This window comes from Nocardia sp. NPDC004123 (assembly GCF_053603795.1).
In genome coordinates, this window is sequence record NZ_JBSGGG010000003.1 from 143,930 (window position 1) to 167,287 (window position 23,358).

At 62.9% G+C, this 23,358-nt stretch carries 18 protein-coding genes; 10 read left to right on the forward strand and 8 right to left on the reverse strand.

What is annotated here, in order from left to right; all coding sequences use genetic code 11:
- Positions 1-771 (reverse strand): IclR family transcriptional regulator, encoded by a 771-nt coding sequence (locus ACWEQQ_RS05100; RefSeq protein ID WP_452347215.1) that lies wholly within the window; start codon positions 769-771, stop codon positions 1-3.
- Positions 772-1,114: 343 nt separating this feature from the next.
- On the opposite strand from ACWEQQ_RS05100, the gene ACWEQQ_RS05105 reads away from it, so the two are divergent.
- Together ACWEQQ_RS05105 and ACWEQQ_RS05110 are read left to right on the forward strand one after the other, a co-directional pair.
- A complete protein-coding gene (locus tag ACWEQQ_RS05105) occupies positions 1,115-3,271 on the forward strand; it encodes an acyl-CoA dehydrogenase family protein (protein WP_452347216.1) in 2,157 nt (718 codons plus the stop codon).
- 2 nt (positions 3,272-3,273) lie between these two features.
- The gene (locus ACWEQQ_RS05110) at positions 3,274-4,302 is read left to right on the forward strand and encodes a TIGR03617 family F420-dependent LLM class oxidoreductase (protein WP_452347429.1); all 1,029 of its coding nucleotides are present in this window, start codon (positions 3,274-3,276) and stop codon (positions 4,300-4,302) included.
- A gap of 7 nt (positions 4,303-4,309) precedes the next feature.
- Here the strand turns inward: ACWEQQ_RS05110 and ACWEQQ_RS05115 are convergent, their stop codons facing one another.
- The 4 genes from ACWEQQ_RS05115 to ACWEQQ_RS05130 all read right to left on the reverse strand — a co-directional run bounded on the left by ACWEQQ_RS05115 (position 4,310) and on the right by ACWEQQ_RS05130 (position 8,517).
- Positions 4,310-4,726 (reverse strand): transposase, encoded by a 417-nt coding sequence (locus tag ACWEQQ_RS05115; RefSeq protein ID WP_452347217.1) that lies wholly within the window; start codon positions 4,724-4,726, stop codon positions 4,310-4,312.
- 581 nt (positions 4,727-5,307) lie between these two features.
- Positions 5,308-6,471, reverse strand: coding sequence for a thiolase domain-containing protein (locus ACWEQQ_RS05120; RefSeq protein WP_452347218.1), 1,164 nt, complete (start codon positions 6,469-6,471; stop codon positions 5,308-5,310).
- Positions 6,464-7,528 carry a thiolase domain-containing protein gene (locus ACWEQQ_RS05125; RefSeq protein ID WP_452347219.1) on the reverse strand — a complete coding sequence of 355 codons (1,065 nt, stop codon included), beginning with the start codon at positions 7,526-7,528 and terminating at the stop codon, positions 6,464-6,466. Before ACWEQQ_RS05125 ends, ACWEQQ_RS05120 begins: the two co-directional genes overlap by 8 nt.
- A complete protein-coding gene (locus ACWEQQ_RS05130) occupies positions 7,525-8,517 on the reverse strand; it encodes a Zn-ribbon domain-containing OB-fold protein (protein WP_452347430.1) in 993 nt (330 codons plus the stop codon). Before ACWEQQ_RS05130 ends, ACWEQQ_RS05125 begins: the two co-directional genes overlap by 4 nt.
- Positions 8,518-8,682: 165 nt before the next feature.
- Between ACWEQQ_RS05130 and ACWEQQ_RS05135 the strand changes: the two genes are divergently transcribed.
- Positions 8,683-10,278, forward strand: a complete 1,596-nt coding sequence (locus tag ACWEQQ_RS05135; RefSeq protein ID WP_452347220.1) for an AMP-binding protein — start codon at positions 8,683-8,685, stop codon at positions 10,276-10,278.
- Between the two features lie 85 nt (positions 10,279-10,363).
- Here ACWEQQ_RS05135 and ACWEQQ_RS05140 read toward each other — a convergent pair whose 3' ends face one another.
- Both ACWEQQ_RS05140 and ACWEQQ_RS05145 read right to left on the reverse strand, forming a co-directional pair.
- Complete coding sequence (locus tag ACWEQQ_RS05140) at positions 10,364-11,182, reverse strand: crotonase/enoyl-CoA hydratase family protein (protein ID WP_452347221.1); 819 nt, start codon at positions 11,180-11,182, stop codon at positions 10,364-10,366.
- A gap of 109 nt (positions 11,183-11,291) precedes the next feature.
- Entirely contained in the window at positions 11,292-12,089 is a 798-nt protein-coding gene (locus tag ACWEQQ_RS05145; protein ID WP_452347222.1) for an enoyl-CoA hydratase/isomerase family protein, read from the reverse strand.
- A 244-nt stretch (positions 12,090-12,333) separates the two neighbouring features.
- On the opposite strand from ACWEQQ_RS05145, the gene ACWEQQ_RS05150 reads away from it, so the two are divergent.
- The 7 genes from ACWEQQ_RS05150 (at position 12,334) to ACWEQQ_RS05180 (ending at position 19,975) form a co-directional block, all read left to right on the forward strand.
- Positions 12,334-13,821 carry a hypothetical protein gene (locus ACWEQQ_RS05150; RefSeq protein WP_452347223.1) on the forward strand — a complete coding sequence of 496 codons (1,488 nt, stop codon included), beginning with the start codon at positions 12,334-12,336 and terminating at the stop codon, positions 13,819-13,821.
- Positions 13,818-15,311 (forward strand): acyl-CoA reductase, encoded by a 1,494-nt coding sequence (locus ACWEQQ_RS05155; RefSeq protein ID WP_452347224.1) that lies wholly within the window; start codon positions 13,818-13,820, stop codon positions 15,309-15,311. Before ACWEQQ_RS05150 ends, ACWEQQ_RS05155 begins: the two co-directional genes overlap by 4 nt.
- A 30-nt stretch (positions 15,312-15,341) precedes the next feature.
- On the forward strand, positions 15,342-16,952 hold the full coding sequence (locus tag ACWEQQ_RS05160) for an acyl-CoA synthetase (RefSeq protein ID WP_452347225.1): 1,611 nt from the start codon (positions 15,342-15,344) through the stop codon (positions 16,950-16,952).
- Between the two features lie 13 nt (positions 16,953-16,965).
- The gene (locus tag ACWEQQ_RS05165; RefSeq protein WP_452347226.1) at positions 16,966-18,192 is read left to right on the forward strand and encodes a cytochrome P450; all 1,227 of its coding nucleotides are present in this window, start codon (positions 16,966-16,968) and stop codon (positions 18,190-18,192) included.
- Between the two features lie 94 nt (positions 18,193-18,286).
- A complete protein-coding gene (locus ACWEQQ_RS05170; RefSeq protein WP_452347227.1) occupies positions 18,287-19,072 on the forward strand; it encodes an enoyl-CoA hydratase/isomerase family protein in 786 nt (261 codons plus the stop codon).
- Between the two features lie 239 nt (positions 19,073-19,311).
- Positions 19,312-19,533, forward strand: a complete 222-nt coding sequence (locus ACWEQQ_RS05175) for a hypothetical protein (RefSeq protein WP_452347228.1) — start codon at positions 19,312-19,314, stop codon at positions 19,531-19,533.
- Positions 19,534-19,717: 184 nt separating this feature from the next.
- A complete protein-coding gene (locus tag ACWEQQ_RS05180) occupies positions 19,718-19,975 on the forward strand; it encodes a DDE-type integrase/transposase/recombinase (RefSeq protein ID WP_452347229.1) in 258 nt (85 codons plus the stop codon).
- Between the two features lie 20 nt (positions 19,976-19,995).
- On the opposite strand, the gene ACWEQQ_RS05185 is transcribed toward ACWEQQ_RS05180, so the two are convergent.
- Positions 19,996-23,274, reverse strand: a complete 3,279-nt coding sequence (locus ACWEQQ_RS05185; protein WP_452347230.1) for a protein kinase domain-containing protein — start codon at positions 23,272-23,274, stop codon at positions 19,996-19,998.
- Between the last annotated feature and the right edge of the window lie 84 nt (positions 23,275-23,358).

The window sequence follows — 23,358 nt, forward strand, 5'->3', positions numbered from 1 at the left end:
TCAGACCACGCGCCACATCGGGACCGTCTTCCGCTCCTGCGACAGCCAGTGGGGATTTCCGCCGGAACCGCTCGGGAAGAAGGCTTTCGAAGTATTCCGGGCCGCCGCCAAAACCATCGGACCCACAGCGTCCAATCGCAACCCCACCCCGGCCGCCGAGATGGCCCCGACCACGTCGCCGTCGGGACTCAGTATCGGGGCAGCCACGCTCGCGATGCCCATTGGACAGCGTTCGACATTGCTGACCGCCAACCCGTGCCGCATCCGGATGCGGCTCAATTGAGTATGCAGGTGAAGCAGATCCGAGCTGTCGCTATCCTCGGTCGAGGACCCTCCGGCGAATAGAACATCGACGTGTTCGGGTGGCATCGCCGCCATCATCGCCCACCCCAGAACCGTTCGCTCTGCCGGAACTCGAAGGCCGATCGCAGACGGAACGCCTGTGGTCGGGCCGCCGATCTTGTCCAGATACCGGACCTGGTTGCCTTCCAACACACCCAGATGCGCGACGGCACCAACACCCTCATACAGGGACACGAGTCGAGGGTTTGCCGCTGCTCGCAGGCCGGACCAGTCTTGTTGACGTGCCGCTAAACCAAACGCACGCCGCCCCAGCCGAAACCCGGGATAGTCCTGCTCGAGCCAGCCCATTCCGACCAACTGCTGCATGATTCGAAATACGGTCGTCCGGGGCAATCCGGTGATCGCCGCGACCTCGGGGAGGCTCAGACGATCTGGACCGGCAGCGAATGCGTCGAGCACCTCGGTCATCCTCTCGATAACCGACGACCTCGGTTCGTTACGCCCGTTGCTGATGGAGCGCATAGACAACTGCGCGACTGGCTCCGGTTCCATCTCGATAACCTCCTACCTGCAATCTAACGATGTGGGTCGTGCCTGAAGCAACAGGTGCCGCTGGATGGAACTGACGCAACGCCCGCAGGCCTCGCACTGCTTGTCTGCCATCGACAGCTAAGGAGCAGCATGCACTCACGTCCCTGCCTGTGCCTCGTTGGAGGCTCATCGGCGTTATCCGCGATCAGTCCGAAAGTTCGAGCCGAGCGTCAGCTCGAGGCGACATCGGTCGGAGGTGACCGGGTCCATGTTTAAGCGGATGTTCACGACAATCGCGGCCACTTCGGAGGACTTGTCGGCCTCCTCAGCAGTGGCAGCGTTGGCTCGTGACCTGGGTTCCATCAACGCAGCAAGAGACGAATCAGGACAGGCATGGCTTGGCATTTGGCCTCACCTGGCCAAGCTCGGACTCTTCGACGCAACGGTCCCGTTGGAGCGCGGCGGTGCGGGTGCAGAATTCCGGGCCATGGCCGCCATGCTCGAGTCGGTCGGTGCAGAGTTAGTACCCGGCCCGCTGTTGTCCCAATGTGTTGGGGCGTTCTTCCTCGGTCGAGCGGCAAAGACGCCGGATTCGGTGCTGCAGGAGGTCATACGCGGTGAACTTGTGGTGGCTATAGCCAACCCGGGAACTGCTCCCCTCAGTTCGGCCATCGTCGCAGGTCGACGTGTGGTGTCCGGCCATCTGGGCGCGGTAATCGGCGGATCCGAGGCGAGCGCGGTGCTAGCACCGGTCTCGGTGGTCGATGGCGGACCCGCTGTGATTTGTCTGCTCCTGCCGGGTGCCGAAGGGCTTGTCACGAGGATATTGCACGGCATCGATTTCGGAACGCCAGTTGCTGCGGTGGAAGTCGCGGCCACTCCGGTCGCGGTGCTCTTCGAGGAGACCGAGTTCGACGTATTGGCCGATCTCCATGTGGCAGCGGCGGCAGCAGTGGCCTCGGGGATCGCCGCGCAGACACTCGAAATCGCGGCCAAATACGCCGCGATGCGCACACAATTCGGACGCCCGATCGGGGCGTTCCAAGGAATCAAGCATCTGTGCTCAACGATGTATACGCGTGCAGAGCAGACACGGGCAGCCGCAGCCGATGCGGCCGCGGCGATCACAGACGGGAACGAGGAGCGTATCGCGGCTGCCGTCGCGGGAGCGATTGCGCTCGACGCAGCGGTTGACAACGCGAAAGATTGCATTCAGATCCTGGGCGGCATCGGGTTTACATGGGAGCACGACGCGCACCTCTACCTGCGCCGCGCGGTTGCCTTGCGAAAGTCGCACGGCGGTAGCGCGTGGTGGTGCCGCAAAACCGCTGAGCATGTGCGATCAGGTCAACGACGTCGCCCGACCATCGACCTGGGGTCGGTCGAGGAGCAACGGGCGGCGGTCCGGCAGGAGATCGCCACGGTGGCAACGCTTCCCGCGGAGCAGCAACGCATCGCGCTGGCGGAGTCCGGTTACCTCGCACCGCACTGGCCGGCACCATATGGCCGCGATGCCTCTGCCGCCCAACAAGTTCTGATCAATCAAGAGCTGGAACAAGCCGGCATTTCGCGTCCCGACCTCATCATCGGATGGTGGGCAGTTCCTGCCCTGCTCGCCGCGGGTAATCGTGCCCAGATCGCCCGATTCGTCCCACCCACGCTTCGTGGCGAGTTCACATGGTGTCAGCTGTTCAGTGAGCCGGGAGCCGGCTCGGACCTTGCGAGTTTGAGCACACGAGCCGAGCGAGTCCCAGGCGGCTGGCGTTTGTCGGGGCAGAAGGTATGGAACTCGTTCGCGACCGTCGCAGACTGGGGAATCTGCCTGGCTCGCACCGACAAATCGGTGCCCAAACACCGCGGGATCACTTACTTTCTGGTGGACATGCACTCCCCTGGAATCGAGGCGCGGCCACTGCGGGAGATCACCGGAGACTCTTTGTTCAACGAGGTGTTTCTCGACGATGTCTTCGTTCCCGACGACTGCGTCGTCGGAGAAGTGAATGGCGGCTGGTCGCTCGCACGGACCACGTTGGCGAGCGAACGCGTGGAGATGGGCGGGGATGCGACCCTCGAAGATCGCATCGCGACGTTGATGGATCTGGCGGCAAGCGCGTGTGACTCTCGGACCGACGATTACCTGGGTCACATGCTGGCGCAAGGAATTTCAACCGGTCTCCTCGCACACCAGGCACTCACTCACCGGATCGGCGGCGGCGATGGCGGAGTAGAGGCGGCGGTCCGAAAGCTCGTCGGTGTCCGGAATCGCCAGGCCGTAGCGGAGTTTCAGCTGCACCTGGCGGGGGAGGCGGGGATGCTCGATGGGTCGGTGACCCGGGAATTCCTGCTCACACGGGCGATTTCCATCGCGGGTGGCAGTACGCAGATCTTGCTGAGCATGGTGGCCGAGCACGCGCTCGGTTTGCCGAAGGACTGGTGATGATGCGGATCGACATCCAACTCGACGCAGCCCCTGAACAGGCGATCGCACGAGCGATTGAGCTGGCGAAGCTGGGAGTTGACGGAGTTTTCACCTTCGAGGGCCGTCATGACGTCTTTCTTCCCTTGGCAGCTATCGCTCCGTCGGTCGACCTCGATCTCATGACCAACGTGGCGATTGCATTTCCGCGTAGCCCGTTGCACGTCGCGCATGCCGCCTACGATCTACATGCGCTGAGCGGCGGGCGATTTCGGCTCGGGCTCGGATCCCAGATTCGACCTCACATCGAGAACAGGTACGGTGGTACCTGGTCGCAACCGGCCGCGCGCATGCGAGAATTCGTCTCGGCGGTAAAGGCTATTTTGACCGCCTGGCAGACCGAGACCAAACTGGACTTCCGGGGAGAGTTCACTCGCCACACATTGATGCCGCCCGCATTCAATCCTGGACCGAGCGCGTTCGGTGTACCGACCGTGCTGATGGGTGCGCTGGGTCCGCTAATGACCAGGGCGGCGGCCGAAGTTGCCGACGGGCTGCTCGTGATGCCGTTCAATAGTGCTCGACACTTCCGCGAGCGAACAATGCCGGCAGTGCTCGATGGGCTCGACCGCAGTGGCAGGGACCTTGCCGACTTCACAATCGCGCCGCAGGCGATGGCTGTGCTCGGAAAAACCGCGGACGACATCGAACGGGCTCGTGCAGGCGTGCGTCGCCTCATTGCCTTCTACGGCTCAACACCGGCCTATTTACCAGTGCTGGAAGTCGAGAATTATGGTCACCTACAACAAAAGCTCAACAAGCTGTCCAAAAGCGGCAGCGTCGACGAGATGACGGATCTGATCGACGATTCGTTGATATCTACCATTGCCGTTCACGGATCCCCGGTGGAGTGCGCTGCTCAGCTCAAGGATAGATTCGGCGATGTAGCTGATCGCGTTTGCGTCTATTTCCCCGGCTACAGCCCGGCACCGCAGGACGTCGCGGACCTGGCTAGGGCTCTGCAGGAATCAAACGCGCAGCCGAGCTGCTAGTGCCGCGTCAGGCAACGTTCAGTAAGTAATCCGGGTGCCGGATCTTGGAGCCGACGGCGAAGTCGCGGACCGGTCCAGCATGCTGGTTGCGCCAGCGGACGTAGTCACCGATCACCGCGTCCTGCTCGTCGTGGCTGCGGTGATCGGTGCCGTTCAACGCGAAGTAGCGCAGGGCGGCGAACTCGCACTCGATTCTGTTCAACCAGGACGAGTAGGTCGGCAGGAACACCAGCTCGACTTCGTTGGCGGCACACCATTCCCGCACTTCACCACGCTTATGGACCGAGTAGTTATCCACGATCAAGTACAACTTCTCACCGGGCCAGCGAGCTCGCAGGGTCTCGAGGAACGCCAGGAACTCAGTCCAGCGTTCGCGGTCGCGGATCCGGTAGTACAACTGGCCGCTGCGCAGGTCCAGGCGCACCCCCTGAGTCCGGTTGTAGGTCCGCCCGCAACCGCTTCGGCCGGCGGCGGGTGAACCATCCGCGGCCGGCGCGGGGCTGCAGATTGAGCGGCCCGAACTCGTCGACACAGACCACGCGCCCGTCGTCGGGCCGATGATCCTAGAGACCCAGGACGCGGTTCATCTTCTCGGAATTCGGTTGAGCCGGAGCCGGTTCGGCATGATCGATGCTCGGGGGATCGTGCATGGTGTTGATGGAGGTTGGGGTTTCTTTGCGCCCGCGCAGGTGGGATGTGGTTCCGGTGGAGACGGTGCGGGTTGCCAGGATGGTGTTCCCCGATGGGTGTCTGGCGATGCGGCTGCGGGACGCGCTGGGGCCGATCTTCGCCGATTCGGAGTTCGCTGCGGCGTTTTCGTGTCGCGGTCAGCCTGCGATGTCGCCAGCGTTGCTGGCGCTGGGCTCGGATCGACTGGACAGAGAAGTCGAATCCGGGATCGGTCAACTCCAGGCCCAACGCATACTTCCTGCTGACCGTCGTGTCTGCGGGTAACAGCACTCGCTTCGTCGCGCCGATCGACCTGGCGAGACGAAGCGAGTGCTGTTACGCGGGTTTCTGGCTGCTCACCACCCACAACGCGAAGTACTGCGATCCGCCGCCGTACGCGTGGCCGAGCGCCTTGCGTGCACCGTCGACCTGATGGGCGCCCGCACGACCCATGACTTGCCTCGCGGCTTCGGAGAAGCGCAGCATCCCCGAAGCCCCGATCGGGTTGGACGAGAGAACCCCGCCGGACGGATTTACCGGCAGCTTCCCGCCGATCGCTGTCTCGCCCGCCTCGGTCAGTTTCCAGCCGGTCCCTTCCTCGGCAAAGCCGAGGTTTTCCAGCCACATCGGTTCGAACCAGGAGAACGGCACGTACATCTCAACCGCGTCGAGCTCGGCGAGTGGATCGGTGATGCCCGCGTCGCGCCACAGCGCCGCCGCGGCATCCCGGCCCGCCTGGGGGTTGACCTGGTCGCGACCGGAGAACGTGGTCGGTTCGGTGCGCATGGCGGTGGCGTGAATCCACGCCGCTCCGCCCTCAACGGCGTCGCCTGCCGCCTCGTCCCCGATCACCATGGCGCACGCGCCATCCGACGACGGGCAGGTCTCGTCGAAGCGGATCGGGTCCCACAGCATCTGCGACGCGCGAACCGATTCGAAAGTGATGTCAGGTTGCCGCAGATGAGCGTGTGGATTGAGGGCACCGTTTCGACGGTCCTTGACCGCTACCAGCGCGCCGATATGATCCGGCGCACCGGAACGTCGGATGTAGGAGCGCACGTGCGGCGCGAAGTAGCCGCCGGCGCCGGCACCCACAGGCATCGTGAATGGCACCGCGACCGACAACGCCCACATGGCGTTGGACTCCGACTGCTTCTCGTACGCGACGGTGAGGACACGCTTGTGGACGCCCGATTGCACCAGGCTGGCCGCCACGACCGATGTAGATCCTCCTACAGAGCCCGCGGTGTGTACGCGCAACAGCGGTTTGCCGTTGGCGCCCAACGCATCCGCGAGGTACAACTCGGGCATCATGACGCCCTCGAACAAATCGGGCGCTTTGCCGATCACGATCGCATCGATGTCGGCCATGGTGCAACGGGCATCTTCGAGAGCGCGGTCAACGGCCTCGCGGATCATGCCCGCCATGGACACGTCGCGGCGCCGGGTCGTGTGATGAGTCTGGCCGGTGCCGAGCACCGCCGCCAACTGCTTAGCCATTAGCTGCCTCCAAGACCGCTACCAGGTTCTGTTGCAGCACAGGGCCGCTCGTGGCGTGTGCGAGCACCTTCCGGGCCTCGCCACGCAAGATATGCCCGGCCGCCTCGCCGATCCGAGCCAAGCCTGCAGCGAACATCGGATTGCCTGTCAGCGGGCCGCCCGACGGGTTGATCTGCACGCCCTCGTCGAGTCCGAGCGCCTCGCGCAGGATGAGTTCCTGGTGGCTGAATGCCACGTGCAGTTCGGCGATTTCGACTCCCTCGATACCTGCGGCCGCGCCGGCAGCTTCAGTCGACGGCGATCGGGTGAGGTCGCGTGCACCAAGCAAAGCGGAGTCGATTCGATGTTCCAGGCCCGTGATGACCGCGGGCCGCTCTACCAGCTGGGCTGCACGTTCCGCCGACGCGAGGACGATGACAGCCGCGCCGTCGGAGATCGGCGCGATGTCATGGGCGCGAAAGGGATTCGAGGTGTAGGGAGCATCGAGCAGCGCCACTGCGTCATACGTGCCGTGGCGTTGGGCGTAGGGGTTGGCCACGGCGTTGGCGAGGCTGCGCGCGGCCACCTGCGCCATGTCCTTCTCGCTCCAGCGGCCGGATTCCAGCCCGATCCGTGCCTGTATGCCTGCGACGCTGACCGAGTCAGGCCACAGCGGTGCGACGACATAGGGATCAAGTTGCAGCGACAGCACTCGCCGTAGCTGACCGGCTGAAGACTTGCCGAAACCGTAGACCAGCGCAGTCTCGACCTGGCCGGTGCGGATCTTGATCCATGCCTCGTACAACGCCCAGGCGGCGTCCATCTCGACATGAGACTCGTTGATCGGTGGGACGGCACCGATCGCATCGATTGCGGAAATGAACGAAAAGGCCCGGCCAGCAAGGTAATCCGATGAGCCCGAGCAAAAGAAGTCGATGTCGGAGTTGGCTAGTCCGGTCTGGGTGTACACGTCGGAGAACAGCGGGACGAGCATCTCGACGCCATTGGTTGTGGTGTCGCCGACTCGGCGCGACGGCGACTGGGCGAAGCCGATGACGGCTACATCCTGGGAGCTCATAGGTGCCTCTTGTACGACTCGTAGGGCGCGTCCGGCTCATCAGACGGCTCGAAATGGTCGATATTGCGCAGCGTGGTGTCCCATTCCTCACGGGGCTTCCAAACCGCGCGCACCCGCATGCCCATCCGGACATCGGCGGCGTCGCAGCCGAGCACCAGATGAAGGAATGGAATGTCCGCGCCGTCCAGCAGTATGTAGGCGGCCACGTACGGGGGTTTGATCTGCTGTCCGAGGAACGGCACGTTGACGATGCAGAAGGTGGTCACGGTGCCTGTGTCGGGCAATTCCACCGGACTGGTGGTGGGAACGCCGTCGGTTGGGCACGAGGCACGCGGGGGGATGTACACCTGCTCGCATGCCGGGCACCGTTGGCCGATCAACTTGCCCTCGTCGAGGGCGCGCAGGTATCGGCTCTCCTCTGCGGAGACCGAGTGCGTGTACTCCAGCTCGATCGGGGTGATGATCACCGTTACCGGTTCTCCCTCGCCCCGTGCCGTGGCCGGGGGCGCAGGCCACATCGGTGGTACGAGCCCATCCGGCGATCTGTCGACCGGCTCGAAGTAGGCGATGTCGCGGATGTGCCCGATCGGCTGATCGGCCCATCGGACTCGGACCCGCATGCCGGTATGAATGTCGTTGGCGTCGATAACGTCTACGGCGTGCAGGAGCGCGGTGTCGGCGCCGTCGAGTTGGATAAGTGCCCAAGCGAACGGGCGCTGGATCGGTTGGCCTGCTACCGGTTCGGCGCACCAAGACCAGCCCAGGACGGCGCCTTCGGTCGAGACCTCGACGAAGTCCGATAGGGGAGCGGCGGTCACCGGGTCGAACTCGACCGGCGGGACATGGACGCGGCCGTCGGCGCCGCGTACTCCTCCGATGCGGCGTTGCGACAAATCTGTCATGAATCGTCCGAGCACCGGACCGAGGGATCGGGTGTAATCGAACCCGATGTCGAGTGGTGCCGAAAGAGGGGAAGCTTCTGCGGTCACCAAGCGAGTGAAACACGTTCTTGAAATATCGACAAGAGGCAATTGGTGTTGCCGCGAAGGTGTAAATCTCTGTATCCGACGTGATCGATAGGATTCCACCTTGATCGCTCCTAGAACACGTTCTAGATTTGTGATGTATGCAGCACCCGAGAAGGAGCGAGAACTATGACAACGACCGTTGGGCAAACAGAAGTGTTCGCCAGGTTGCACCGGGAGCCGCTGCCGGTCGACATATTGATCCGCTCTCTGGAGATGTACGCTGATCGGACCGCAGTGCACATCGGTGATACCGAACTGACGTACGTGCAGCTACGAGATCAGATCAGCCGCTTTGCTCAGGCCTACGCTGCGCTGGGGCTGGGCGTGGGTAGCTCGGTCGCGATCCTGTCTGCGAACCGGCCCGAGGTGCTCTTCACTCAGGGTGCGAATCAGGTCACCGGGGTCCGGTTCGCCGCATTGCACCCCATGGGGTCGCTCGAGGACCATGTGTATGTACTGGAAGACGCGGGCATCGAAACGTTGATTTACGACCCACAGACCTATGAGGAGCGTGCCGCGCAGCTTGCGCAGCGAGTGCCGGGCCTGCGGACTCTGCTCGCGTTCGGTGAGACGGGCGTAGGCACGGACCTGCTGGCCGCGGCCGAGGCATTCACGCCGGCCGCGTTGCGGGCGCCCGAGGTCAGCCCGACTGATACGGTCAGCCTTGCATATACCGGCGGCACCACTGGCAAGTCCAAAGGTGTGATGCTCAGCTACCAGGGCAGTGCCACGCTGCTTCGGATTCAGCGCACCGAGTGGGAATGGCCTGCCGACACCCGCTTCCTGGTCTGCACTCCGCTTAGTCATGCCGGTGGCGCGTTCTGGAACCCGACGAGCATGCAGGGCGGCTCGATCGTTGTATTGCAGGGTTTCCAGCCGGAGAAGGTGCTGGAGGCGATCCAGAAGTACAAGATCACCTCGACCATGCTGGTCCCCACCATGCTCTACGCATTGCTGGACTATCCGAAACTCGACGAATACGACCTGTCCAGCCTTCAGACAGTGTTCTACGGTGCCTCGGCAATCTCTCCGACGCGCCTCGCCGAGGCGATCCGTAAGCTCGGGCCGATCTTCTTCCAGTTCTACGGCCAGGCCGAATGCCCGATGACCATTTCGGTGCTTCGCAAGGGCGATCACGATCTGTCCAAGCCCGAGCGCCTGGCCAGCTGCGGCCGGCCGGTGCCATGGCTGCACGTGGCACTTCTGGACGAGGCCGGCAACGAAGTGCCCGACGGCGAACCCGGCGAGATCTGTGTGCGGGGACCACTGGTGATGAAGGGTTATCTGAACAAGCCGGAACAGACCAAGGAGACCTTCGAACACGGCTGGATGCACACCGGTGACATCGCCCGGAAGGACGCCGAAGGCTTCCTTTACATCGTCGACCGCAAGAAGGACATGATCGTGTCCGGCGGTTTCAACGTCTACCCGCGTGAGGTCGAAGACGTGTTGTCGGCTCACCCGGCTGTGAGCGCTGCGGCTGTTATCGGTGTGCCAGATGACAAGTGGGGCGAGGCGGTCAAGGCCGTCATCGTCCTGCGTGCGGGGCAGACCGTGGCCGTCGAGGAACTGCAGAAGTTGGTCAAGGAGCGCAAGGGCGCGGTCTACACGCCGAAGTCGATCGACTACGCGGCCAGCATTCCGGTCAGCCCGCTCGGTAAGCCGGACAAGAAGGCGTTGCGTGCCCGGTATTGGGCCGATAGCGACCGCCAGGTGAATTGACGACGAAACCCGACAACCTCCCGCCGCGTACAGTCCGGGGGAGGTCGTCGAGTTGTGGCGCAGGGGCATTCTTTCGCTTGTTGACCTACCGGCCCTCGAAGCTGGGTTTGCGCTTCTCGGTGAAGGCGCGGGGTCCTTCCTTGGCGTCGTCGCTGAAGGAGACCTTCAGGCCGATTTTCCCCTCGATCTGGAACGCTGCTTCCTCGTGCATCCCTTCGGTGTCGCGTATGGCCTTGAGAATGGCGGCCACTGCCACCGGGCCGTTCGCATTGACCAGTTCAGCCAGCTCCAGTGCCCTGTCCAGAGCTTCGCCGTCGGGTACCACCTGTCCGATCAGGCCGATGTCCTTGGCCTCGGCCGCGGTGATGTGACGGCCGGTCAGCAGCATCTCGGCTGCGGCGGTGTAGGGAATCTGGCGTGGTAGCCGAACTGCCGAGCCACCCATCGGGAACAGGCTCCACCTTGCCTCCGAGACGCCAAACACAGCGCTTTTGCCCGCGACGCGAATGTCGGTCGCCTGAAGGATCTCGGTTCCTCCGGCGATTGCCGGGCCCTCAACCGCTGCGATCAGAGGTTTGGTCAATCGGCGCCCTTTGAGTAGGCCTGGCAGATATGCGGGGTCCCAGTCTCCGCTGGACATGGTCTTGCCGGGGTCGTAGCGCGTCATTCTTTTGAGATCGGCGCCAGCGCAGAAGGCGCCGCCGGCGCCGGTGAGGACGCAGCTGCGAATGGTCGGATCCCCGTCGAGCCGATCCCATGCCTCGACCATAATGGCGAGCATCTCATTGGTGATCGCGTTGCGCACGTGCGGCCGGTTCATAGTGACTATCAGTGTCTGACCACGCTGCTCGACGAGCGCGGCAGGAGTGGAATCGTGGCCTGGTTCGGTGTGTGTGGATGTCATGGTGAACCTCTCGGGGAATCCTTAGTTGCGGTGATCGATCACCGAATTTGGGCATCAAAATGAACTAGAACGTGTTCTAGTTCGTATACCTATGTGAAGTTTCTTTGCGTTACCTATCGCACAAATCTGCCGCCTTGCCAGTCCAATTCGGGAGGCGATGCTCGATGAAGGCGCGGACGCCTTCTCGGGCGTCCTCGTGATCCATGAGTTGTATGTGCAACTCGGTCTCGATTGAGCCGATCTCGAGTGCATCCCGCTCGAACGATGACCACAACAGCCGCTTGCTCGCTGCAACGGACAATGGCGCGGTGTTTACAGCAATGTCGTGCGCGATCTCGAGGGTTGCGTCGAGGACCTGGTCAGCTGGCACCACTGCAGAGCACAGGCCTAGATCGAATGCCCGCCTGCCGTCGAACGAAGCCCCGGTCAGCAACAGCTCGGCCGCGCGCGACATGCCGACTACGCGGGGGAGTACCCAGTGTGAATAGGCGTCCCCGATCATGCCTCGACGTACCTGCAGCACACCGTATTTGGCGCCCGCGGCCATGATCCGCAGATCGCACTGCATCGCTAGTGTGAACCCGATCCCGAGGGCGTGGCCGTTGACTGCCGCGATGACTGGTTTGCGAACCTTCCACGCTGGGGGATTGATACCTGCTGCGCTGAACCCGGCAGGCGCCCCTGCGAAGGTTTGATCACCGGCGCCGAGATCGGCACCTGCGCAGAACGCAGGCGGGGTTCCTGTGAGCACGACGACCCGCACCTCATCATCGGCGTCGCAGCGTCGATACACATCAGATAGCTCCGCACCCATCTGGCCGGTAAAGGCGTTACGCCGTTCCGGCCGGTCCAGGGTGACAACGGCGATCCGGTCGCTGATGCGCAGGTGCAGGGTTCGGTATTCCATGGGCCACTCCTCTGGCTTTGGCACTCGCCAACCCGGCGCGGCTCGGCGATGCAAGCCCGACGTTCGGCGTCGGCGCGAGCCATGGCATGGCTGAATGGCCAACGCCGGTGTTTGCGGTCAACTATAGTATTGCAGTTATATGCACCAACTTGTATCGTCGGATCTGCTTGGTGAGATGCGACACAGTGACTCGGATGGTCGTCGGCGCAGCTCACGGAGGGGATTGCTGCCATCCCCGAGGTGCATGCCGACCGGGAGCCGACCCAAACCGAACCGATGGAGAACCGAAGTGCAGATGAGTGTCACTCAGCTTTCAGCGCGGAAAGTAAGCCAGTTCATGACTGACCCGATCGCCTTCTTCGGCGAGTCGGTGACCCAGATGCACAGCATTGCTCGTGACGAGCTCGAGGAACTTCAACGTCGAGCGATGGTCATCCGTTTCCAGGAGCACCGGCGGAGCATCGACATCGTGCGCAAGTTGGCCGATCGACTGGGTATCACCGAGGTGAGCGAGTTCAATGACATTGTGCCGCTGCTGTTCTCGCATACGGCGTTCAAGTCGTATCCGGCCGCACTGATCGACAACAAGCGTTTCGATCTGATGACCCGGTGGCTGGACGGAGTCACTAGCCATGATCTGTCGAACGTTGACACCGTGGGCTGCAAGAGCATCGACGAGTGGATCGATCGGCTGGACGCCCAGACACCGCTCGAAGTGATCACATCGAGCGGAACGACCGGCACTTTGTCGATCATTCCGAAGGACAAGGACAGCTCGACCCAGAACATGGTCCTGTGGAAGTTGTGCCTGTTCCAGACGTTCGGCAAGGAGCCGACCGCGGAAGAGCTGAACCCCGGTGTCGAGGTCATCTGGCCCAACTACGCAAGCGGCAAGCTGGGGCATCTCCGCATCGCCGCAATGATCAAGAGAGGCTTCACCGGAGGCGACGAGAGCAAATTCCACTCGCTGTACTCCGGTGGCATCGACACCGACCTGATGTTCCTGGCATCCAAGATGCGTGCCGCCGCCTCTCGCGGCGAGCTGGACCGCCTCGTGGTCGACCCTGCACTGGCTGCCCGCAAGGACGAGTTCATCGCCCTGCAGATGCGCCAGCCCGAGGAACTGAACACCTTCTTCACTGAGATCACCGAGAAGCTGCGCGGCAAGCGGGTTTTCATGCTCGGCACCTACAACCTCATGTACGACGTCGCGAAGGCCGGGCTCGAGCGCGGAATCACCAACGTATTCGCACCGGACTCGGCGATCCTCACCGGCGGCGGATCCAAGGGCTTCGTCCTGCCCGACGACTACATGGACATCATCCGGGAATTCCTCGGCGTCGAGCGGATCCAGGAAGGCTACGGATTCTCCGAGCAGAATGCCTTCCACTGGGCGTGTGACGAGGGGCGATACCACATACAGCCGTGGATCATTCCGTTCATCCTCGACCCGGAGACCAGTGAGCCGTTGCCCCGGGAGGGCGTACAGATCGGTCGGGCGGCGGTCTACGACGTTCTCAACAAGAGCCACTGGGGCGGCGTGATCTCCGGCGACGAGGTAACCATCGATTGGGATCTGGCCTGTCCCTGCGGTCGGACCACGGTCGCCTTCGAGCACCACATCATCCGCTACAGCGAAAAGCAGGGTGTTGAAGACGATCGAATCACCTGTGCCGCAACCCATGAGGTTCACAACCAGGCGATCGACTTCATGAAGGAGTTCGAATCGTGAGTAGTGCCTACACAATCCCGCTCTTCCTTCGTGGTGAGGTCATCACCGACGATCTGGTGACATTCGGTACCCGTACTGGTGGTGCCGAGTTTCAGGCTCCGGACATAGGCCGGTACATCGATCAGGTTCCGCTGGCGACTCCGATGGCGATGACCGATCTCTACGACGTGGGCTTCGAGGAAATCCTCGATGTGCTCGAGGCGCTCGGTGATGCGCTGGTCTTCGAAACGAACGCCCACATGCAGGAGGCTTACGAGGCCGCATTGCTGGCGAATCCGCTGCCGGCGGACATGCTGAAGAACAGCTATCAGATTCTGCGGCCGCTGTTCTCCCGCGATCACGTCCGCGAGCTGGCCGACACCCAGGTCGGGCTCGACTATCTCAACGGATGGGTGCCCCGGCGGCTTGCCGACGGCCGGGAGTTGCGGGTGCGTGCATTCGGCTCGCGCGTGCTGCACATTCCGGCTGGCAACGGCGGTCTGGTGTCCGCGGTGACGATCCTGCGTTCGGTGATCACGCGCTCCGACACGATCATCAAGGCACCGTCGAACGATCCGCTGACCGCGGTCGCGATCGCCCGAACGCTGGCCGACGTCGCACCGGACCACCCGATCACCAAGCATCTGGTCGTAGGGTATTGGAAGGGCGGTGACACCACCGTCGAGGAGGCGCTTTACCAGCCTCAGCACATCGAGAAGATCGTCGCGTGGGGCGGCCTGGCCTCGGTCAAACACGTCACCCGCTTTATCCAGCCGGGTCTCGAGCTGATCGCATTGGACCCCAAGCGGTCCGCGACAATCATTGGCGCCGAGGCGTTCGAGGATGGGGCTACGATGCGCGATGTCGCGCGGCGCGCGGCAGTCGACATCGGTGTCGCCAACCAAGAGGGTTGTGCCAATGCGCGCGTCATCTACGTGATGAGCGGGACCGACGTGGCCGGGGTCGCGAAGGCCAACCGGCTGGGCGAGATGATCTACGAAGAGCTCGTCGGGTTGCCCGCCTTCATCAGCACGCCACCGCTGTACCCAAATCGGGAACTGTTCGAGCATGTCGACGCTTCCCGAATGGTTGACGACTGGTATCGCGTGATCGGCGGCGATGATCGCGAAGGCGCGATCATCGTGTCCCAGATCGATTCGGCGGTGGACTATTCCTCGATGCTCTGCGGGCGGGTCGCCAACGTGGTTCCGGTTGCCGACATCGACAAGGTCGCAAGCGCTGTGAACGCCTACACACAGACGATTGGCATCTATCCCGAATCGCTCAAGCGCGAGTTGCGCGACAAGCTTCCGCTGTTCGGCGCGCAGCGTCTCACCAGTTTGGGCTACGCGTGCAGCGTCGCGATCGCCATGCCGCAGGACGCGATCGAGCCGATCCGCCGGATGTGCAAGTGGATCGTGGACGAGGAATGCGACCCCGATGTGGTGATTCCGCTGTGGCGCTTGGGAGAGGTCGCCCCTGGACCAGACGCGACCCTGACTCAGATCTAGAGCGCAACTCAACAAAAGGACGAGACAACGATGTCATACAACTTCGCCGATCTGTTCGAGCATGCGGTCGACGCAATGCCGGACCGGATTGCGGTGATCGCACAGGGCCGCGAGGTCAGTTTCCGGGAACTGGAGAGCCGCGCCAACCAGCTCGCTCATCACCTTACTGCCGCTGGGATCGACCGCGGCGACCATGTCGGGTTCCACATGCACAACTCCATCGAGACGTTGGAGACCCTGATCGCGTGTTTCAAGATCCGCGCGGTCCCGGTGAACATCAACTATCGCTACACCTCTGCCGAGCTGCGTTACGTCTATGACAATGCCGACCTCGTGGCACTGGTCCATCACCGCACGTACAGCCGATCAGTCGCCGAGGTATTGCCGTCGGTGCCGTCGATTCGCCACACGCTGGTCGTCGAAGACGACCTCGACAGCGTCGACGAACTCAGCGACTCCTTGCGGTACGAAGAGGCACTGAACGTTGCCTCAACGGCCCGCGACTTTGCCGAACGTAGCAGCGACGACCTGTTCATCATGTACACCGGTGGCACCACGGGCCAGCCCAAAGGCGTTGTATGGCGTCAGGAAGACATCTGGCGGGTAATCGGCGGAGGCATCGACTTCCATACAGGACAGCCGATCACCGACGAGTACCACCAATCCCGGACCGGTGTCGACGCAGCGCAAATCAGTCGGTGGTTTGCGGTGCCCCCGCTGATCCACGCCGCGGCAATGATGCCCAGCTTCACAGCACTGTGGTCCGGCAACACCGTGATCCTGGAGTCCAAATTCGACCCCGCGAAGGTCTGGCAGGTCGTCGCTCGTGACAAAGTCACGTGCCTGATCATCACCGGCGACGCAATGGGCAGGCCGCTCGTCGACGCCTACCGTGCCGCCCCCGTCGACACATCGGCACTGGCGATGGTTGTATCCGGAGCTGCGTTGCTCTCGCAGTCGGTGAAAAACGAACTCCTGGAACTGTTTCCCACGCTGGTGGTCGCCGACTCGATCGGCTCGTCGGAAACCGGGTACGGGGGAATGGGTTTCGCGCAAAAGAGCGAAACGGCCACCCGCGGTCCCAAGGTTCAGACCGGCCGCGGCGCCCTTGTGGTCACCGACGACGGCCGACCGGTCGAGGTCGGGCAGGAAGGGTGGCTGGCCAAGACCGGATCGGTTCCGATTGGCTACTACAAGGACCAGGAAAAGACGGACAGGCTGTTCAAGACCGTCGAGGGCATACGGATGGTGATCACCGACGACAGGGCGATTGTCGAGGAAGGTGGTTTCATCACGCTGCTGGGCCGCGGCAATATGGTCATCAATACCGGCGGTGAAAAGGTCTTCGCCGAAGAGGTCGAAAGCATCGTGAAGTCACACGCGGATGTCTACGACGCCATCGTGATCGGGGTACCTGACGAACGGTGGGGACACCAGGTCTCGGCCGTCGTCTCATCCAGAACGTCCGGGCCGATCGATTTCGCTTCGTTGGAGCAGCATGTGCGGACTCACCTCGCGGGATACAAAGTACCGCGCCGAATCTGGGTGACTGACCAGGTCGTAAGAACCCCGAGCGGCAAACCCGACTACCGGCGAGCCAAAGCCTACGCCGCCAGCCGAGAACCAGACCACCGCGTTTAGCAAGGAACACACTATGACCACATCATCGATCCCCGCAGGTTTCGACTTCACCGACCCCGATCTGTGGGCCACCCGGACCCCGATCGAGGAGTTTGCCGAACTACGCCGAACAGCACCGATCTGGTGGAACGAACAACGCGACGGCGCGGGCGGCTACCATGACGGAGGCTACTGGGTCGTCAGCAAACTCGAGGACGTCAAAGAGATATCCAAAGACCCCGTGCTGTTCTCCTCCAGGGAGAACACCTCGATCATCCGCCTGCCCGACGGCATCAGCGAGGATCAGAAGGACCTGACCCGCGCGATGCTGGTCAACATGGACCCGCCCAAACACACCCAGAACCGTCGCATCATATCCAAGGGCTTCACTCCGCGGGCGGTAGAAAGCCTGCGCGACGCCCTGCGCGAACGTGCGGAGATCATTGTCGCAGAGGCGAAGAAGACCGGCGGTGGAGATTTTGTTGAACAAATCGCCGTCGAACTCCCGCTGCAGGCGATTGCCGAACTGCTCGGCGTACCCCAGTCCGACCGCAACAAGCTGTTCGATTGGTCCAACCACGTCAACAACTACGACGACCCCGAATATGGCGGCGACGCGATCGAGGCATATGGCGGTCTGGCCGGCTACGCCTGGAACATGGCCGAGGAGCGCCGGAAATGTCCGGTAGACGACATCGTCACCAAGCTGGTGAACGCCGACATCAACGGTGAATCGCTTGCCACAGACGAATTCGCATTCTTCGTCGTCCTACTCACCGTGGCAGGCAACGAAACCACCCGAAATGCCATCACTCACGGCATGAAGGCTTTCGTCGACAACCCCGCGCAGTGGGACCTCTACCGAGAGCAGCGCCCGCGCACCGCGCCCGACGAAATCGTGCGCTGGGCTACGCCGGTAAGCGCCTTCCAACGCACCGCTACCGCGGATACCGAACTGGGAGGCGTATCCATCAAGAAGGGACAGCGTCTCGGGCTGTTCTATGCCTCCGCGAACTTCGACGAGGATGCTTTCATCGATCCGTTCGGGTTCGATGTGTTGCGTAACCCCAACCCGCACGTCGCCTTCGGTGGCACCGGCTCCCACTACTGCGTCGGAGCCAACCTCGCGAGACTCGAGATCGATCTGATGTTCAACGCGCTCGCCGACGTGATGCCTAGGATCACCGAAGTCGCCGAACCAGTACGCCTGCGCTCGGGTTGGCTGAATGGCATCAAGCACTGGCAAGTCAAATACGAATGAGGTCGGCACCATTGCCAGAGCGGCGTTGTGCTCGCTAACCACGCCTGCGCGCGAGGCAACGGCTCAGTCCCGCAACAGAACAAGACAGGAATCCATGAGTTTGCAGATCGACGATCTCAATCGTGTGCGAACCCTCACGCTGGATCGTCCCGATGCCCTCAATGCTTTCAACGAGGCACTGTACGACGCAACTGCACAGGCTTTGCTCGACGCGGCCGGGGACCCAGCCGTCGCAGTTGTCGTTATCACAGGTAACGGACGCGCTTTCAGCGCCGGAACCGATCTCGGAGAGATGGCCGAGCGGCTCGCGAACCCCGAATTTGCTCCAGGAAAATACGGATTCACGGGATTTATCGACGCACTCACCGCCTTTCCCAAACCACTCGTATGCGCCGTCAATGGCATAGGGCTCGGCATCGGGACCACGATATTGGGCTTCGCGGACCTCTCGTTGATGTCCGCCACAGCTCGGCTGAAGTGCCCCTTCACCAGCCTTGGAGTCGCGCCGGAAGCCGCATCGTCGTTCCTGTTGCCACGTCTTATCGGTCGCCAGAACGCCGCCTGGCTGCTCATGTCCTCTGCCTGGATTTCGGCGGGTGAGGCTCGCCAGATGGGGCTGGTGTGGCAGGTGTGCGACCCTGCCGAACTGGCGGATCGGACCCGCGCAGTCGCGGAAGAACTTGCGAGCAAGCCGATTTCGAGCCTCATGGCGGTGAAGCGGACGATGACTCAACCAATCCGTGGTGAGATCGACGCAGCGAGGGAACGCGAGAACAAAGCCTTCTTCGAGTTGATGGGTGGACCGGCAAATACCGAAGCGCTCGCGGCGTTCGCCGAACACCGGGCGCCCGATTTCACGACGCTGCCCGACGGATGGTGATCGCGGTCGGTACTTGTCTGCGCATTGGGCATTCGCCTGCCGGTTCAGGCACTCATCGACAACACAACCGTCCGGGCCCGGCTAGTTGGCGCCATACCGAGCCAAGTAGTTGAAAAGTGGTGAGGCAGACGTACTTTCGTTCGAATGGTTGTACCCATGGGTTCGGTCATTGTGTGAGCGATCGCCGGCGCCTCGCCCAGAAAGGTTGACACGGTGATGCCTGAGGAATGCGATCGGCTATGACCGCCGAAGGCTGGTTCTCACCCGAAGGTGATGTCCACGTGCGTATTTGGCTGGCTGGCGTGATCTTCGACTGCGCGGCCACCGCAGCGGCGGTGCGTAACTTGATCCACGATTGGTGGCGACAGCGCTGGTGCACAATCGAATTGGTTCGCGATGCCATCGACGACTGTCGGCTGCTGCCGCGCCTGCCATGCGAACGATTGTTCGTGGGACCGTGACCGAAAGCGCTCCAGGATCCCAGTGGGGCGGGTTGATCGGCCTCGCGGGATGTCTCGATGGGTCGATGCCTTGTCGTAGTACGCGGGCGACGATGACGGCAATCTCGACCGATCGGGTCGGCGGGCAGGGCGCGGTCCCCAGATTCCGGTGGCGATCTCCCGCCACTGCCGCCGCAGCGGGTGATTGGCCGCCTGCGTATGCACGGCTTCGGGTGGAACAGTTGGGGATCGCTGTTGGCGTCCGCGCAAAACATTTGGGAAGGTCTACTGCGCGGTGGTGCTGGATGTCTATTCGCATCGGGTGGTGGGTTGGTCGATCGACTCCACCCTGAACGCCGCGCCGGTGACCAACGCGCTCTGGATGGCCATCGATACCCGCCGCCCGAACACCGGAACGACATGCGGCCTGTCGCGCGCAGCGCACTTTTCTCTCGACGTCTAGCTAGTGGGATCCGGCAGGGGTCAGTCCGGTGTGCTGCCGGAATGCGCTGTGGCCCAGACAGCTATCTGTGCACGCGAGGTGAATCCCAGCTTGGACAGGATGTGTTCGACATGCCCCTCAGCGGTGCGCTGTGAGATCATCAGGCGCGCGGCGATCGCCTTGTTGGTCAGACCTTCGGCGACAAGGTCGGCTACCTGGCGTTCACGCCTCGTCAGGTCCTCCGACGAACGATCAATCGATGGGCTGGCTTCGGATCGTTCGTAGAGTGCGAACCGCACCGCAGCGTCGAGGCTCATCGCAGAACCTTCCCCGTGGGCCTTGTCGAAGGCTCGCACGCCGAGCACTCGACGGCTACTCTGCGAGCACTCGTCACGGTAGGCCAGCAGTTCGGGGAAGATGAATGTGGAGGTGCCGGCGAGAAGTCCCAGCGCGTCCGCCGCGCCCATCAGGACAGCAGCACGGTGGGCCTCGCGCCTGTCGGCAGCAATCCATGCCAGCGTCTCCAGGCAGCTTGCGGTGACGAGCGGATCGGCCATCTGTTCGGACAATCGAATACGGTCTTCCAACAAGTGTGTGGCGCGTTCGGCGTCGCCGCTGCGCCACACGGCGAAGCCCGCTGCCCACAACGCCCATGATCGAAAGATCGTTTCCCCGGCGTCTTCGGTGATACTGAGCGTCTTCTCGTGACATGCGACGGCTTCGGAAACATCGCCCTCCAGGGCGTAGGCCCAGCCGAGGGAGATTCGGGCATCCAACTGAATCCCGAGGTCACCGCGCACCTCGTGGCTGCGAACGACATCGCTCAGGCGGGCAGCCGCGTGAGACCGACCGGCACCACCACCGACGAGAGCGATATTCGCCTCGATGTGGGCGAGCAGGGTCATGACCAACGGATCCCCTGCCTGCTCGGCGAGGGTGCGGAGCTCCGCGGCCTGGCTGGTCGCAGCCTGTAGGTCGCCTTGCATAGCCGCCATCGAACAGGCCGCGAAGAGCGCCTTGGCTCGGTCGGCGGTCCGGCCGCCGGATGAATGCTCGAGCACGCGCACGGACCAGCGGCGCCCCTCATTGATGCGGCCACGCAGAGTCCAGAACAGATAGAGCATTGCGATAATCGAGAGTCCGCCGTCGTCGGACTCGGACAGGCTGAACTCCAGTGCCTTTCGAAGATTCGGGAGTTCTCGCTCCAGCCGGGCAACCCACTTCAGTTGACGCGGACCGATCAGCTCCGCGTCCGCCTCGTGCACCAATCGTTCACACCAGTCCCGGTGGCGCCGGAGCAGGCTCGGGTACCGGCCGGAGTCCTCGGCCTTCTCTCGGCCGAATTCCAGAACTGTTTCCAGCATCCGGAAGCGCACAGTCCCGTCGGTCTCCTGTCGGATGAGGATCGATTTCTCCACCAGGGCGGACAAGGTATCGAGCAACTGGGACTCGGCCATGTCATCGACACACAGCTGCCCGGCCGCGTCGAGTTCGAAACCGCCAGCGAACACCGACAAGTCGGCCCACAGCCGTTTTTCGTCGGGCGTGCACAGGTCATAGCTCCAGCCCATGCAATACCGCAGGGTCTGCTGCCGCTTCGGCGCGCCCCGCCCGGCCCGGGTCAGCAGGCTGTATCGGTCTCTCAGCCGGGTCTGGATCTGCTCGACCGACATCGTGCGCAGCCGCGCCGCCGCCAACTCGATTGCCAATGGCAAACCGTCCAGCCTGGTGCAGATCTGGGCAATGCTGCGTTCGTTCCCTTCGGTCACCTCGAACCCCGGCACCGCCGCAGTGGCGCGCTCGACGAACAGTGTCACCGCGTGGTTTTGTGCCAGCGTTCGCTGGCTGGTCGAATCGGGAATCCCGAGCGGCCGTAGTGGATACAGGGTTTCTCCGCCGATGCCTACAGCCTCGCGACTGGTGGCCAGAATTCGCAGGTTCGGACACGCTCGCAGCAGTGACTCGGACAGTTTGGCAACGGCGTCGATCAGGTGCTCACAGTTGTCCAGTACCAGCAGAAGATCGAGTGGGGCGAGGGACTCCACCAGTGTGTCGAGCATGGATCTGTTTCCCTGGCTTCGCATTCCGAAGGCGGCGGCGACAACGTCGGGGAGCAATGCCTCATCGCTCAGCTCCCCCAACTCGATCAGCCATGCCCCGTTCGCGAACTTTCGCCGGACCTTATGAGCGACTCGCAGCGCGAACCGTGACTTTCCGACCCCGCCGATCCCGGTCACGGTCACCAAATGTGCCCCCGCCAACAGGTTTCCGACTTCAGACAACTCGGTCCGGCGATCGACGAAGCTGGTCAGCTCGAGCGGCAAATTTCCGGTCCCCCCGTGCAACCCGGAGCTGGGGATACGCGGAACTCCGTGTGGCACTTCAGGCACCGAAGTCGCGGCGGATTCGGGTTCGGACCCCGATTCCGGGCGTAGCGCCATTGCGTCGACCGTGAAACCGTGATCGAGCTGTATTCGGCGCAGTTGCTCACCCAGCGCCGCCGCGGTGGGGCGGTCATGCGGGTCGCGAGACATTGCCGCCTCGATGGCCACGCACACATGCCCCGGGATACCGCTCTCGCGCAAGTCCGGAATCGGATGCGTGGTGATCCGCACGAACTGGGCCACGACCTGCTCGCCACTACCGCGTTCGAAGGCCGCGTGTCCGGTGAGCGCACAGAACAACGTCGCTCCCAGCCCATAGACGTCCGAGGCACGACTGGGTGCCTGTCCACCGAGCACCTCAGGCGCAGTGAAGGCAGGCGAGCCGGTGATGGTCCCCGACGCCGTTTCGAACCCGCCGGTGATGTGGGCGATCCCGAAGTCGGTCAACGCCGGCTCGTCGTAGTCGGTGAGCAGGATGTTCGCCGGTTTGATGTCGCGGTGGAGAACTCCGGCTCGATGGGCGGATTCCAATGCACCCGCCATCTTCACCCCGACGTGAAGCATCTCCGCGAGGGACAGCGGACCGCCGTGCCGGATACGTGCGTCGAGCGAGCCTCGAGGGTGGTACGCCATCACCAAGTAGGGGCGACCGCTCCCGGTTTCCCCGACCTCGAGTATCCCGGCGATGTTCGGGTGCCCGGTCAGCCGCCCCATCGCACGTTGCTCGCGAAAGAATCGCTCACGGTTGTCCTCCAGTTCACCGGTGAGGACCTTCACCGCAACGGTGCGGTCCGCGCCAATTTGGGTACACCGATAGACAGTGCCGAAGCCACCCCGCCCGATCTCGTCGGCGTCCTCGAACCCAGCCGCGCGTAGCTCCGTGACGACGTCGAGACCGGCATCACGCTGCGTTTTGAATGGATCGCTCTCAACCATCGGTTACTCGCAATTCGCCCGCGGCGGACACCAGACAGAGTATCTCTGCACGCGTGCTCGGACCATTCGACCAGCTCGGTTTGC